The 14328-nt window shown below is 49.3% G+C and carries 12 protein-coding genes; 10 read left to right on the forward strand and 2 right to left on the reverse strand.

Annotated elements, in window-relative coordinates:
* Window positions 1-63 precede the first annotated feature (63 nt).
* From ACO0LN_RS19465 to ACO0LN_RS19485, 5 genes are all read left to right on the forward strand, one after another.
* On the forward strand, window positions 64-2634 hold the full coding sequence (locus tag ACO0LN_RS19465; protein WP_422976592.1) for a type IV secretion system DNA-binding domain-containing protein: 2571 nt from the start codon (window positions 64-66) through the stop codon (window positions 2632-2634).
* Between the two features lie 8 nt (window positions 2635-2642).
* Entirely contained in the window at window positions 2643-3296 is a 654-nt protein-coding gene (locus ACO0LN_RS19470) for a YcbK family protein (RefSeq protein WP_422976594.1), read from the forward strand.
* 4 nt (window positions 3297-3300) lie between these two features.
* Entirely contained in the window at window positions 3301-4395 is a 1095-nt protein-coding gene (locus ACO0LN_RS19475) for a hypothetical protein (RefSeq protein WP_422976595.1), read from the forward strand.
* Between the two features lie 538 nt (window positions 4396-4933).
* Window positions 4934-5185, forward strand: coding sequence for a hypothetical protein (locus tag ACO0LN_RS19480; RefSeq protein WP_422976597.1), 252 nt, complete (start codon window positions 4934-4936; stop codon window positions 5183-5185).
* Between the two features lie 27 nt (window positions 5186-5212).
* The gene (locus tag ACO0LN_RS19485) at window positions 5213-6226 is read left to right on the forward strand and encodes an HNH endonuclease (protein ID WP_422976599.1); all 1014 of its coding nucleotides are present in this window, start codon (window positions 5213-5215) and stop codon (window positions 6224-6226) included.
* A 304-nt stretch (window positions 6227-6530) separates the two neighbouring features.
* On the opposite strand, the gene ACO0LN_RS19490 is transcribed toward ACO0LN_RS19485, so the two are convergent.
* Window positions 6531-8759: a DotA/TraY family protein gene (locus ACO0LN_RS19490; protein WP_422976601.1), complete on the reverse strand. Its 2229-nt coding sequence runs from the start codon at window positions 8757-8759 to the stop codon at window positions 6531-6533.
* Between the two features lie 90 nt (window positions 8760-8849).
* Entirely contained in the window at window positions 8850-9269 is a 420-nt protein-coding gene (locus tag ACO0LN_RS19495; RefSeq protein WP_422976603.1) for a hypothetical protein, read from the reverse strand.
* A 285-nt stretch (window positions 9270-9554) separates the two neighbouring features.
* Between ACO0LN_RS19495 and ACO0LN_RS19500 the strand changes: the two genes are divergently transcribed.
* The 5 genes from ACO0LN_RS19500 to ACO0LN_RS19520 all read left to right on the forward strand — a co-directional run bounded on the left by ACO0LN_RS19500 (window position 9555) and on the right by ACO0LN_RS19520 (window position 14313).
* The gene (locus tag ACO0LN_RS19500) at window positions 9555-10043 is read left to right on the forward strand and encodes a hypothetical protein (RefSeq protein ID WP_422976605.1); all 489 of its coding nucleotides are present in this window, start codon (window positions 9555-9557) and stop codon (window positions 10041-10043) included.
* Window positions 10040-10675 (forward strand): hypothetical protein, encoded by a 636-nt coding sequence (locus tag ACO0LN_RS19505; protein WP_422976607.1) that lies wholly within the window; start codon window positions 10040-10042, stop codon window positions 10673-10675. The genes ACO0LN_RS19500 and ACO0LN_RS19505 overlap by 4 nt, the downstream gene beginning before the upstream one ends.
* A gap of 155 nt (window positions 10676-10830) precedes the next feature.
* Window positions 10831-11421 carry a hypothetical protein gene (locus ACO0LN_RS19510; protein WP_422976609.1) on the forward strand — a complete coding sequence of 197 codons (591 nt, stop codon included), beginning with the start codon at window positions 10831-10833 and terminating at the stop codon, window positions 11419-11421.
* A 14-nt stretch (window positions 11422-11435) separates the two neighbouring features.
* Entirely contained in the window at window positions 11436-12605 is a 1170-nt protein-coding gene (locus ACO0LN_RS19515; protein WP_422976611.1) for a hypothetical protein, read from the forward strand.
* 25 nt (window positions 12606-12630) lie between these two features.
* Window positions 12631-14313 (forward strand): hypothetical protein, encoded by a 1683-nt coding sequence (locus ACO0LN_RS19520; RefSeq protein WP_422976613.1) that lies wholly within the window; start codon window positions 12631-12633, stop codon window positions 14311-14313.
* The last annotated feature ends 15 nt before the right edge of the window (window positions 14314-14328 follow it).

Raw genomic sequence — 14328 nt, forward strand, 5'->3', positions numbered from 1 at the left:
CAGATGCGCCACCCTTGTAGTTACTGGCAGATGTTATCGACATAATTGAGTATTGAGGGAAGTATGGCCCAACCACAACAGGCAGGTCTTGAGCCGGAAAATGAGGTCAAGGCCCATCACAGACGTCGTGATACGCGTCCGCAGTTACAAAGAATAAAAGAAGATATTCTTTTCAAGCCGGAAGCTGCCAGCATATTGATGTTTGTGATTGGCGCCGCCGCCATGATCTCGCCTACCTGGCATGAATACATTCTTGTATTCGGCATCCTGCTATTCCTGTATATACGCTCCAGCTTCAAGCATTACAGCCTGCCTTTCCGTATGCCCATGTCCACGGACTATGACGCTGCTGCGAACGATGGCAAGGGCCGCTCAGGTATTATTGATCCTGAAGAAATTAATCCAGCAACCGACAAGCCAACCTGGGCCAAAGGCATTTCGCATTTTGGTAACCGCAAAAAAGACGATGCCGAACTCTGGTTCAATAATGATGACCTGCGCACTCACATCCTGATCTTTGGTTCTACCGGTAGTGGTAAAACCGTGGCCCTCGTGTCCATGGCTTATAACGCTCTGATGCAGGGTTCAGGCTTTATCTTCGTCGATGGTAAGGGCGATGCGAGCCTGTTTGCCACGATCTTTTCCATGAGCCGTGCGATGGGCAGGGAAGATGATTTCCTCATCATCAATTTTGGTACCGGCTCACGTGATATTGAAGGCCCGCAACTGACCAAGTTATCGAATACCATCAATCCATTTGCTTTTGGTGCATCGGATGCGCTGACACAATTGCTGGTTGGTCTGATGGGTGATTCTGGTGGCAGCGGCGATATGTGGAAGGGCCGCGCAATTTCCTTGCTGACCGGTTTGATGATTGCGCTGGTATCCCTGCGCGATGCGGGCCGTATCTTGCTGGACGTCGAAGTCATACGTGACTTCATGCAATTGAAATACATCGTCGCCTTATCGAATGGCAAGAACCCTATCGATGGCACACCCATTAAATTGTCTGACCGTGCCCAGGCTGCCATCAAGGCTTACCTGAGTTCCCTGCCTGGCTTTGTAGAAAAGAAAGGTGCTGACCAGTCAGCTACGACGCTGGAACAGCATGGCTATCTGCAAATGCAATTTACCCGTGTGCTGGGTTCCTTGTCAGACACGCTGGGTCATATCTTTAAAACCAATCTCGGTGAAGTCGATCTGTACGACGTCGTCGTCAATCGCCGCATCCTGGTGGTCTTGCTGCCAGCACTGGAAAAATCTCAGGACGAGCTCGCCAATCTGGGTAAAGTCGTCATCATGAGTCTGAAAAACATGATGGCTGCAACTCTTGGTGCGCAGATGGAAGGCAGCAAGATGGAAGTGCTGGACAACCGGCCTACCAATGCACCGTCGCCGTTCGTGACGATACTTGATGAATATGGCGCCTACGCCGTGCCCGGTGTTGCCGTCATGCCTGCACAGGCGCGTAGCCTTGGTTTCAGCATGGTATTCGCCAGCCAGGATATGCCTGGCTTTGAAAAGGCGTCGAAAGAAGATGCCGCCTCCATCGCCGCCAACTGCAATATCAAGATCTTCATGAAGCTGGAAGATGCCGAGCGTACGTATGAAATTTTTGAAAAGTCCGTAGGCATGGCTGATGTCATGGTCATGGGCGGTATGCAAGCCAGCACCAACGGCATGTCCACCAACTATATGGACAATATGAATGCCACTATGGAGCAGCGTTCACGTGGCTCTCTGCAAGACTTGAAAGAACAGACGCCGGGTGAGGCACATATCCTCTTCAAGTCCAGGATTATCCGTGCCCGCATGTTCTCATGCGGCATGGTCGATGAACGGAATCTCTTGACCAAATACAGGCTGAATCACTTCATCAAAGTCAAACCACCTGCCTATGGCGAAATGGCAGAATGGGATTTGTCGCCGGAAGCATTGAAAAAGAAAGCTGATGCAGCGAAGGCACAGGCAGAGAAAGACGTAGCGGCTGAGAAAGAAGTGGTAGTTGCAGAAGCAGCTCCTGTCATCGCCAAGGCGACGCCCGCCGCTGACAGTGCGCCCGCCGCTGTCCAGCCCGCAAGCCATGCCGCTCCGGTAAAAAAAGAAAGCGAGGCCGCGTCAGCAACACAGGAAACAGGTGTCAGGGAGCGCACCGCACGTACCCTGTTTGGCAAACGATCCGGCCAGAAAAAAGCAGCGGAACAGGAATTTGATGGAGCCTTGATCAGCATCTTTGGCCGCAGCAATGATAGCCTTGACGACGCCAGCAAGGCAGTGGTCACCCCGTGGGCCGCAGATATACAGGCCAGCATGCACGAACAACTGGCACCTGCAAATGCGTATGAAACAGGCTGGCAAACCGCAACCACCCTGAGTGACTTGTATGCCATGGAAGAGAAATATGGCAAGGCCAGGCAGACGCAGATATTGATAGATCAGCAGCATACCCATGCGGCTCTGGTGGCAATGGACAGGCTGTTTGGTGTGAATGCCTCGAAGGCACAAAATGATGCCGCGCATGTCATCAATGCCATTTTCGCCAATGCTTCTTATGCCTGCCAGCCGACACCGGCAAAGCGCAGCGGCAAAACTAGCCTGATAGAAGCATTCAGCAAGAAATACGCTGCCAAGTAATGACGCACATGAACAAACTGCCAGTTCACCTGGAAACCAGCACAGCGCAAGCACCCAGGCGTGATTTCCTGGCCAAGTCCTTTGCTGTTGCGGCGGGGCTGATCTTGCCTGCCACAGCGGGTGCTACCAATGGTGCAGCTGGACAGTTGTTCAGGCCGGATTTTTACTACCCAGAGAAGTCTGGCGAAGGTCGCATATTACGCCGGATTTATCTGACGCGCGAAGCCTCGAAGTGGCATGCGGCTGAACGTGCGGACTTTTTGCTGTGGGGTAAGGATGGCCGTATCGATGCCGAGGGTTACAAGCGCCTATGCTGGTTTTTACGGGATGTAAGGAGTAGCAGAGTCGTTCAGGTGGATATGCGCCTGGCAGCGCTGATTACGGCGGTGCAGAGCCATTTCTGGTTTAACCAGGGCATACACGGTTATTACCACCTGACCTCTGGCTATCGCTCCTGGGTCACGAATGACCAGACCGAAGGCGCAGCAGCAGATTCTGGCCATGTGTATGCCGGCGCTGCTGATGGCTGGCTCGATGGTGTCAGCGTGGAAGATCTCGCCGGTGCAGCTCTCAGCCTCAGGGCTGGCGGTGTTGGCTTATATAAAAAACGTGGGTTTGTTCACACTGACGTAGTGGGAAAACCGAATTTATGGAAGGCATGATGTAATGCAAAAGAAACGCTTGGTAAAAAGTATACTCATGGCGCTGGGTGTGTCGCTTTCCCTGTCTGCAATGGCAGCAACAGACTGGAAGAAAATCATGACGGCGCGTGGCAACAAGGTCGTCAAGGAATTTTCTTCACCTTCCGGGTTCCGTGGTCTGGTAGTAGAAGCTGGCGGTGCTGAAAAAACATTCTATGTGACTGAAAACGGCGACTATCTTTTTTCGGGCGAGCTGTTTGGTGAAGACGGGCAGCCCCTGTCGCAAAAAAGTGTTGCTCCAAAGTCGGTACCTGACTGGAACCGCATCATGCAGGGCAAGGGCAATAATATCGTCAAAGAATTCCGTTCTTCATCCGGCTTCAAGGGCCTGGTGGTAGAGCGTAATGGCAGCAAGAAAATATTCTATGTCACTGCCAATGGCAAATTCCTGGCGGCTGGCGAGGTGTTTAACTCTTCTGGTGGCTCCATCACCAAAATAGAGCTGGCTGAACAGGCAGGCATCGCCCAGGCCGCGCCTGCTGCACCCCCGGGATTGGCACCAACGCTGGCGAGCGAAGTCGATAAGACTGTCTCTGAGCAAAGTAAGATGCTTGCCAGTATCCGTGAGTTGGAAACTGTTCCTACCGAATTCAAGAACAAGGTCTTTGCCGCAGCAGAAAAATCTACCGCATGGGTAGAAGAGGGCAGTGGTAACAATATTGTCTACGTGATCTTTGACCCTATCTGCCCGCATTGCCATAAAACCTGGGAAATGTTGCGGCCTTATGTGCAGCGCGGTCTCTTGCGCGTACGCTGGATACCCGTCATTTCATTGAGCGGTAATAATATGCAAAGCCCATCTGCGCAGATGGCAGCCTATTTCTTGTTGAACCGCGGTGAAACCGATATCGTCGAAAAAATGTTCAGAAAAACCATCAAGTCGGTCGCGCCAGATGACAAGATGGCGCGGTCTTTGTCACAGAATCTGTTGTTCTTGCGCGATACCAAATTTAGAGGAACTCCTCTGCTGATTTATCAGCGTGGCGGTGAACGCAATGCTTTCATTGTCCCTGAGCAACCTGAAGTCGATCAGATAGAACGCATGATCAGAAAAAATTGAAACCAAATGTTTCCTGACTCTAATGCTGACGGAAATTTGAGGAGCTAATCTACATACTTGAGTAGGTATTCAGTGTACAAACCGATGGCAAACAAGCTGACAGAGATGCCATGCAACTAGTGGCAACGTCGGCCTGATTTCTGTTGCAACGATGGTTAAAACTGCTGCTGCTTCATAGCGGCATCTCAAGCATTATCTCAAGTATCTCAACAAAGGTCGGCGGCGTCAGCAAGTGGTATGGTACCTTGTTATTTATGTATTTTATTTTTTGTCAAGGGTGCTTGCAAATAGAAACAAAAGCAAAACCAGTTTGGACCTCATGCTATAGGCTGAATATGGTCGCTAGGTTAAGATATGTGGCTTAAATGCTTGCCAAGATTCATGAATAGTTATTATTAATCTACGGCAATTCCTGTCTTTTTAAGCTAAATTTAAATAAGCAAGTCAGCATTTTTCATCATGTGGACATTCTTCTCTGCAACAATGAAGGGCCCATGGAAATGAAGACAGCAAGTAAAAAAGACGGTGTGAGGTAGAAATGGTGTACTTTTGGATTTTGGTGGTCGTATTACTTTGTCTTGTTGTATATGCCTTTGATCAGCAATCTGAACTTGATCCTGAGACGGCCAGACCGCGCAAATTGTTCGTACGCATAGTTGTCTGGTGCTTGCGTTCCTTACGCCAGTTGGGCCGGAACATCGTACATGGATTCAAGACGGATGTAGCGGGTTGGCGCTCTGGTGCCAGGTTCAAGAAACAGACTCAGCAAAACCCGGAACATAAAGATTGATAAGTGCGTTTTAGTTTGGAGCATTCAGTGAACGAAATCATGAATGAGGACTTGAAATCTTCAGAACCCTCAGCCCAGCCACTGACCAGATGGGCGGACCTGACGATGCACACCTTGCGTATGGTAGTGGCCTATGACCCTGATACGCAAAGCAAGCGCTTATGCCTGCTTGGCCCCTTGTCACTGGCGCAGCGTCGGGTACTGGCACGTGAAGATTTTTATGAAGAGCAAGGACTACTGTTCAGGGATGAATTGAACTTTGGCCTGACGCAGCTGGCTGCTATATTTCCATATGTCCGGGTAGTCAATAAGCAGGCCAGTGAAATAGGCGTGCTCGTCAGTGAATTGCCTGCCCTGCAGCAGGAATTGAAAAAAATGGCGGCTCTGCGTCCAACTATCGTCACTACTGCTTCAAGCGCAGAAAATCTGTTGCAAGTGCCCGTGAGCCGTCCAGTGCTGTCTATCGAGCCTGTCCCCTTTTCCAGCCGCTTTTCCAGTGTCCGTAGCTATCTTGGTCACGCTGAATTCAATCGTCTTAAAAAAGCGGTTTTTGTACGTGCCGGTTATCGTTGTGAGATTTGCCTGGAAAATGGTTTTGAGCAAGGTCATCAGCATCCTGTTGAGTGCCATGAAGTGTTTGAATATGATGAGCTCAAGGGCACGCAAAAAATCACGGCGTTGATGAGCTTGTGTCCACGTTGCCACTCGGTTAAAAATATAGAGCTGAGCCGGGCAAAAAGTGATGATGAGTTTGAAGCCGCCATGACGCAATTAGCCAGGATCAATGGCTGGAGCAAGCCGCAGGCGCAGACTTATTACCAGCATGCCTTGCATGTGTGGAAAGAACGGTCTAAAAAATCATGGGAATTGAATCTGGATATGCTTGATGGCACAGGGTTGCAGTTTCCAGGGGAGGATGGTCAGACGGTAAAGCGCCCAAAGCGCGGTCGTGAAGTAGGGTCCAAACTGCCGTTCCTGTCCCAATTGCCATTGAATAGCATGAAGCTGTTTTCAACGGCTGGTATGCCGGGTGAGGCTTGAACTAAAAGATAGTTGTGAATTGATATAATAAAAAATGGCCTGTCTGAAAAGACAGGCCATTTTTTTTGACTCCACGAATTAGTTGCATCATGTTGTCGATATAATTCAAACGGAAAACCATAGCTGAAAAAATAAACCGGGCCCTGTTTTCTGATGCCTGGCAAGTTCTGGTCATTCGATTTGGTCACGGGATTCGCGACACAGCAGTTGATCAGGTCTCAAGTGCAGGCAAGATAGTGAAAACTGGGGTGTCTTCCACTCCGCCAGCCGGTGGTGGAATGGATGACACCTTCATGATCAAGGATCAGGCTGGGGTTTTCTTTGCCGCCGCAACTACTGCGCCGCGTTTTGCTCCAATACCCGTTCCTATTTCGCTTGTTTTTGAACCTGCAGCTTCAGCACCTTGATGGATGCTGTTCGCAGTATTATGGGCCTGAGATCCAACTGAATCACTGCCACCTATCCAGCGCATGATATTGTCAGGGCCAGTATTGATAATACCAAACACGGTCATAATCATTTTGGTGGTTATGCCTGAATACAAGATCAAGGTGCCCAGCAAAGTCATGATACCTACCATGGAACCTTCCGTCATATTCGAGATGGATTGAAAGAAACCCTGATTGACGAAATTCATGATGGGTTTGATCAGCAGCATGGCGGCAAACAGGAAGATCACCATCAAAGCCGGACGTATCAATATGGAAAGTACAAACATGTAGCCTGGCGAGCCACGGCCAGCAATATCATGTCCTTCCGGGTGCATGTGGGCAATCGCCCAGATCGGTGCAGCAATAACTGCTTCGACAAAAGAGATAAGCCACCAGGCAACACCAGAAACCCAGAATACATAAGGAAGCATGGGCAGGATAATACCGAGGAACATGCCTAGACTCAGCATGAGTCCGCTCAGAGCGGCCAGGATGATGGACAAGGTGCTGGTCTCTTCCAGTTTCTTGTTGAATAAAGCACCGGATCCTTCCACCAGCATAGCCTCCCCTGCAAGAATTGTGGTGTCTCCAATTGCCTTTAATTGTACGAGCGGGTCCATGCCATTTTTTCCGATTTCACCTACCATCGCAAATTTCAGGACACCAGTTGAAATGCCATCGGTCAAGGCGTGCCAGGTCTTCCTGATATCCTTGTAGTCAAATTTGGCTGGAGTGTCGCTTTCTATCTTGGTGGCGAGGTCATTCGTGCCAATAATGGTTTGCTGCAGATTGTTCAGGAAAACTGAGAAAGCAGAGTTTTGACCGTCATTTTGCATACCTGCGATGTTAGGTATCGTATAGGCAGTAGAGATTGCACCATTGATGGCATTTTGCGCAGCGTTGTTCAGGTTACCTATCTTCATATAGAAGGAGCCTGCGTGCAACCAGCCGCCATTTTTCATTTGGTCACCCATTTTCAACATCCACAATTCTTGAGGAGTCCCACCCTGAAAAAGGGTAGCCTTCATGTTTTCCCGCACTTTTGTTACCAGGTCCTTTTCATATTGGAGCTGTATGTTTGCCAGTGTATTTTCATATATCCCCCCCGGCAGCATCAATTTCTTGGATGCATCGGTTGCCTCCAGTAAATCGATTGCCATATCTTTCAGGGTCGAGCTGTTGAGCATGTCAGTAATAATCTTCCCATGCTCAACGCGCATGATATCTTCAAATTCTTTCTTATGAGACGGTTTGAAGAGTTCGACGCTATCGATACCAGCAAAATTGAAGTCTGAAAATGGCTGGGCCGTTGTATCCGCGAGTATCTTGGTACAGCCTTCTTGTGTAGAAAATAAGTTGTCACAACCTACCAGGCTGGTAGAGGCATTTTTTAACTTGCTCCAAGTGCTGGAAGCACTCCATTGTATAGAGCCACAAAAACCAGCACTACCCGCGTCTTGAGATCCTGCGGCGGCGTAGATTATTTTTCCATCAGATGGCGATGGCGTGATTTCCATGCCGTATTTATGGCCAGCTTCCCTGCATGCCACCATCAGGAACGCTTGTTTCGCGGTCTTGTTAGGCGCAAGAAACGGCTGTGTAATAAAAACCTGCTTGGCGATGGTGGAATATGCCGTGGTCCAAATGCTGCTGCCCAGGCCAACTGCCTGTATACCCGACCAGATCAGTACAACTTGCAAAAAGGAGTAGCCAGCAATTGTTGGCAATAACATGGCCATACCCGCAGCGGTTCGCAGGGGGACCATCATGGTGTCCCATTTTTTGCCCAGCCATTCACCATCCTTGGCGGTATGGACCGCGCCACCGATGTAAGTGTAAGCCATGATTATCATGCCGATGACCAGGACACCTGCATTCATCTTGCTTAACAGGCTTGAAAGAATGTGATTGTTATTATCGGCGATGGTGCCTTCATAAATTTTCAGAACGACATCACCAAAGACAACCCGCAATATTTGTACTGAATAGTCGTTTTGTTGGCCCTCGGGCACCCAGAAATTTCCCGCATGCGCTCCGGTTGCCACCAAGGTAGCGGCCAGTGCCAGCAAGATATAAATATTGAGTTTTTTGCTTGTACGCATGGGTATCTCTTTAATGGCTGAATGCTGTTTGGTAAAGTCCGCTGTCTGCTATAACAGTGTTCTGATTCAATCCGGTTTTGCTGACACTGATTAAATCGGTGTAATACGTTTCTTCTTGCGCATCGTGCCAGTGGCCATATCCGGTCGCCCGGTAGGCAGGGTAATGGCGGGTGTCAGATCCATACCCTGGCTGAAGGCTCTCTCGTGATAGCGGTTTTCGTTTTCGTTGACTACTTTTTCACTTGGCTTCTTGTGCAGCTTCCGGCCTGGATTCCTGGGGTCATCATTCGCATCAAGTACTAATACCGGTTTTGCTGTCGGCACCCCATTGAGTGTCAGATGCGGCTGGTTTAACGGAATGGCATTTGCATTATTCGTATTTGGCTGGTTGTACAACTCTGCAGCCATATCTGCGGCATGCAGGGCGTGCGCCACCAGTACACCGGCTACCGGACCCAGCATGATGTCGGCAACATGATGGGCTGCCTCTATCATTTTATGTTTTTGCAAATGATCGCCAAATTCATCCGTTGCCTCGCTTTCGGATGTTGTTGAATTTGCATTTCTTAATGTTGACTTATTGTCCAAATTCACCGCCATTAAGTTTTTTACTTTCACTTTTTCAATTATTAATGATAACCTGATGGTAAAAACTCGACAAGTAAAATAATATTTTTAAAAAACTTATTACTTATAAAGGTTTTTTGAAATAAAGTAAAAAGAACAAGGGTATTTTCTTTAAATAATTCTGTAGTTATAATGCGTCAATGTTGTATTTTCTGGCATGGATAATATATGGTTGATCTAACAAGTGAAGGCTTGCAAACGTACTGGAGCGAGGTGTCGCCCGGTGCGGCGTATATTATTGGTGCGATGGATGCGACCGAGGATTGGGTGCTGGACAGCGGCGCATCCCTGGATGATGAACTGGCTGCACTGGTGGCATCCATGCCGGCCATGCTGGCTCAGGCTGTGCGGTCCGGGCAAAAGGCCGCCTTCATTAACGACTTGTTGGTTGTGCTCGCGTATCTGCATTCATCAATGGCCTTGCGTCTGGTGTATTGGCTAGAAACCGGATTTCCTGAAATTGAATTTAATTTCCTGCAAGAGGCGCAGAGCCTGTATGAACAGGGGGGCGTGACAGCTATCGACCGGGTTGCTTTCAAACTCATGATGGATAGATTGCGCTTCGCCAGGAAGACAGCCTTGCTGCAAACGGTATTTGCACCAGAGCGGCTGGCTGCTGTAAAGACTGCCATTGAACAGGGCGCACGGGTGGCTTGATGAAATTGATTTCTGAAAAATTACTGCGGCGGGTCTGGTTTGCAATGATGACATTGCTGGCATTGTCGACGCTCATGCCAGGTATCAGCGCTGCTGACAGCATGTCCGGCGTAGGTGACCTGACCATTACCACGCTGGATACAAGTGCACAAAAAACCTTGGAACTGAGCGGAGCAGTGGGGGCAAACCAGACAGATCTGGCAGCGATTGATCCCTGTGCCACGAAAGCAAAAGATGCTCTGACAGCAGGACAGCAGCATATGGCACGTGCCATGACGTACAGTGATCCAGTCAAAAAACTGAACGATAGTGTGAATGCCTGTTTTGACAACATACAGACAATTTCTGCTTTAGTGACTTTTCCAACCTTTAATTTCACACAAATGTTTGAAACACTATTAAAGCAGTTGATCGAAAGACTGGTGAATGAAGTCATTATGAAAATATGTGCGGCGGCAACAGGGGCATGGAATTCAGCTGTTGGTAATGCGATAGATACGCTTAATAACGGTATCAATCAATCAGGGATCAATACTTTTGGAAATGTAGTGACGGTGGGGCCAGCGCCTGTGAACCCGGCACCTATGGCGCCGGCACCTTTAAATACTCCCTCGGCTATTCCGGGTTTGTAGTTGCAGGCTTGTGATCGTGCTATGTGGATTGCAGAGACAAAGTAAATTGAAAACGCGTGAGTGGCTAAGATAACGATATGAAAGCAAGGAGCATGGTGATGCGGGAAATTTTAAAAAAAGTAATGTACCGGTTGTTGATTGTATCTATCGGAATCATGCCAGTCATGGCCAGTGCAGATAGTGTATCCACTGTCGGTGCAGTGGGTTCGGTTGATTCCAGCGTGCCGGTCCTGGATGCCAATACGCAGAAAAATATGCGTGCATCAAACTCTCTGGGTACCAGCGAAACAAATGCACGGTCACAAAAAAATTGCGGCTCGCAAATGGATACGGCGATCAATAATTCGGCAAAAAATGTTGCGACGGCTGCCGCACCTGGTGATCCTGTCAAGCGCTTCAATGACTCGATCAACTCATGCCTGGCCAATATTCAAACAATTTCATTGATGACCAGTTTCCCGACCTTCAACTTTACCGCAGCATTCGAAGCACTCCTGAATCAATTGGTAGACAAAATCATCAATGAAATCATCATGAAGATATGCGCTGCTGCAACTGGTGCGTGGAATAGTGCGGTTAACAATGCAGTCAATACAGTTAACTCAGGGATCAATCAGTCTGGTGTGAATACTTTCGGCAATTTTGTTAATGTCGGTACTGCGCCGGCAAATCCTCCCCCGGCATACTCACCGGCGCCGCCACCTGCTGCGCCTGCCCAGTCTCAATCGACTATCCCTGGTTTATGAGTGAAGGTTAAGCGATGAAAAATCTGAATAAAAAATTCGTGGCGATTGCAGTTTCATGCGCTCTTGCCGTGCCGTTCACTTTAATTCCCTTGCGTGCTGACGCCTGTTGCGGCGATGGCGCATTGGCGGCAGCTGGCGCAGTATCTGCTGGTGCAGAAGTGGCTGCTGCGGTTGGGGCTGCTGCTACAGCGATTATTGCAGCCATGACGGAAATCGTCGAACTGCAAATCATTCCTGAAATCTGGAGTGCTGGCGCCAAGGTCAAGGCTGCAATTGAAATGAATGGTGCCAGGGCCAAAGTTCTGGCAGAAGGCAAGATCGCTGTCGATGGCGACATCAAGATCAATGAAGCCGCCGCCATCGCCCTGTTGAATATCAAAGATCCTATGCTGAACGGCCAGCGCAACTGTTATGACCTGGCGTCTTCGACTACCCTGGGTTCGGCAGTAGGTGGTGTGTCACCTGACTCCCAAAGTGTGCAGGAAAAAGTCAACTACTTCCGCAATGGTGCACCGGATATCCGTTCAGAGATGGCCAAACGCTATCAGGACGATATGATTTATATGGACAGCAACGCAGAAGGCAAACGCTATTATCAGGCACCGGTCAATGTTTCCAAGACAGTGCTTGCTTCTGCTGATAAACCTCTGGACGACGCAGGTCTGATTGCGGCATCACGTTTTGCGGTCAATGTGGTGGGTGAGCCACCGAATACACCAAAAAATGTCGATGAAATGTCCAAGACTGCCGCTGGAAAACAATGGTTGTCGGCCAATAATACTTATGCTGCGCGGGCATCCGTGCCATTGGCGACAATGGAGAATGGTGCCCTGATGCGCAAGGTTGATCCCAGCCTGACACCTGATTCCATGGGCCTGGTTGCGCCTGGTCTTACGGCCTTGTCTCCTTTGCAGGCAATGAAGCTGTTCGTGGAAAACCGTTTTGTCGATCAGTCCTGGTACCTTACTTTGTCTCAGTACAATACCAATGGCTTGTTGCGTGAATTGAACAAGATGATGGCCTTCAAAAGCTGGATGGATTATCAATCCTATGTCCAACAGGAAAGGGTGGAACAAAATCTGGCAACACAAGTTGCGATCCTGAATGAAATTGCCGTGAGCATGAATCCGAATTACGCGAAAAATCGTGAAATGGCCCTGCGTGCCATTGGCACAACTCCTTAATCGCATACCAAGAGCGATGACATTCATGCGGACTTATTTCAATAAACAAAAATCGCAAAAGCATTCTGTCACCAGGAAGAGTGCTTTGCGGCGGTATGTATTGGCTGGCCTGAGTTTTTTGCTATTGTCCCTGTTCTTTGTTTCCTTGTCGGCCAGGGCTGGTGTCTGTATTTATGAAGGCTACATCATTTGCGAGATATGGTCGCCGGACATGTTGATTGCCATAACAGAGGCAACAACTGGGGTCCTCGCGGCGATTTCTGCCGCCGTTTCAGCAGTGACCCTGGCTGCTACTGCGCTGGTTAATTACCAGGTATTGCCCGAGACCTGGAGTGCAGGCGCAAAAGTAGCTGCTGCTTTTGAGCTCAGTGGGGCACGTAATAAAGTAGAGAATGATGGCGAAGCCGCCATGTTGCAGGGTAAGTCGTTTTTGTATGGGAGCCAAATAGGCCTGCCAGGCAGTACTCCACGCGGCCCGGAAGAAGCAGCGGCTGCTACCCTGATCAAGGGAGTTGGTGCCACTATGCCTACCAAGGTCTGTAATGAGCTGGTTTCGCAAACGCAGGTCACCCCCCTGATTTCTTCGGGTACGGCGATAGCTGCCGATGCCATGAATACACGCATCATCAATAGCATGCGTACTTCCAGGATGGCGGATGCAGAGGCAAGCTATCTGCGCCATTCCACTTCTTATTGCAGTATGTCCGATGTCTTTAATGGCATTTGCGAAGCGGCAGCAGCTGATCATCTGCAGAATCTTGATGTCATGCCGCCGGGTTATACCAGAACTGGTGAGGCAAAGACTACCCAACTGTCAGAAGAAGAAAAGCGGGCAGCCATGGTATGGTCAGAAAATGTCATGGGCATGGGGAATTATCCAGCCACTGACTACAATGAAGATACCTATAATTCCGACGCAAGGAAGGCATTTTCAGGTAGTAATGACGTCATACAGGCGCGCATGAGTACCGTGGCCCACTCGCTTAATTCGCAAATTGCCCGCCGCAGTAAAGTAGTGGTGGCATTCAATGCGGATAATTCTGCGCGGGCTGACGTGGCCAATCAGATTGCTGATGCCAATCCTAATCTTGACCCGTCTTCAACCACAACGGGCTCACCGGAAACGCAGGCACGCTGCGCCGCCAGTGCCGATTTCGCTAAATATGAGGCAATGGGCAAGGCAGATGTGAACGCTGCCATCAATAGTTCCTTTGCCAACGGTGACTCTGGTACGCCTTTGCTCAATTTTGGTATTTCCCGGTCTGCCTGGCATTACTATGCCTATGTAGAATCGACCAAGAATCCGCGTGCTGTGAGCCCGGCTCACTATTATGGCTTGTATCAGATGGGGGCCGGTGCACTGGCTGACGTTGGCATGAGCGGGCTCTTGCCTGAGCAGGTGTTTGATCCCTATCAGAATGGTATCGCGGCGAAAAAATATGCGATCGCCAACATAGCTGCTTTTAGCAGTACTTTCCCGCAGGGTGTGAAGGGTGTGCCGCCTGTATTTGTCCTGTACGGTATGCACAATATGGGTGCCGCCGGCTTCAAGCAGATCTACGACAATATTACGACAGGCGCACCTTTATCTGCAGCCAGGAAAAAAGCCATACAAGGCAATATGAGCCCACGCGTCCCGCTGGATCAGATCAATGGCCAGATGTATTGGGAATTCTGGCGCAAGAAATTTGGTATTAACGCTTGCTGATGCTGGCCATAAAAA

Source organism: Undibacterium sp. TC9W (assembly GCF_049339865.1).
Lineage (GTDB): Bacteria > Pseudomonadota > Gammaproteobacteria > Burkholderiales > Burkholderiaceae_D > Undibacterium.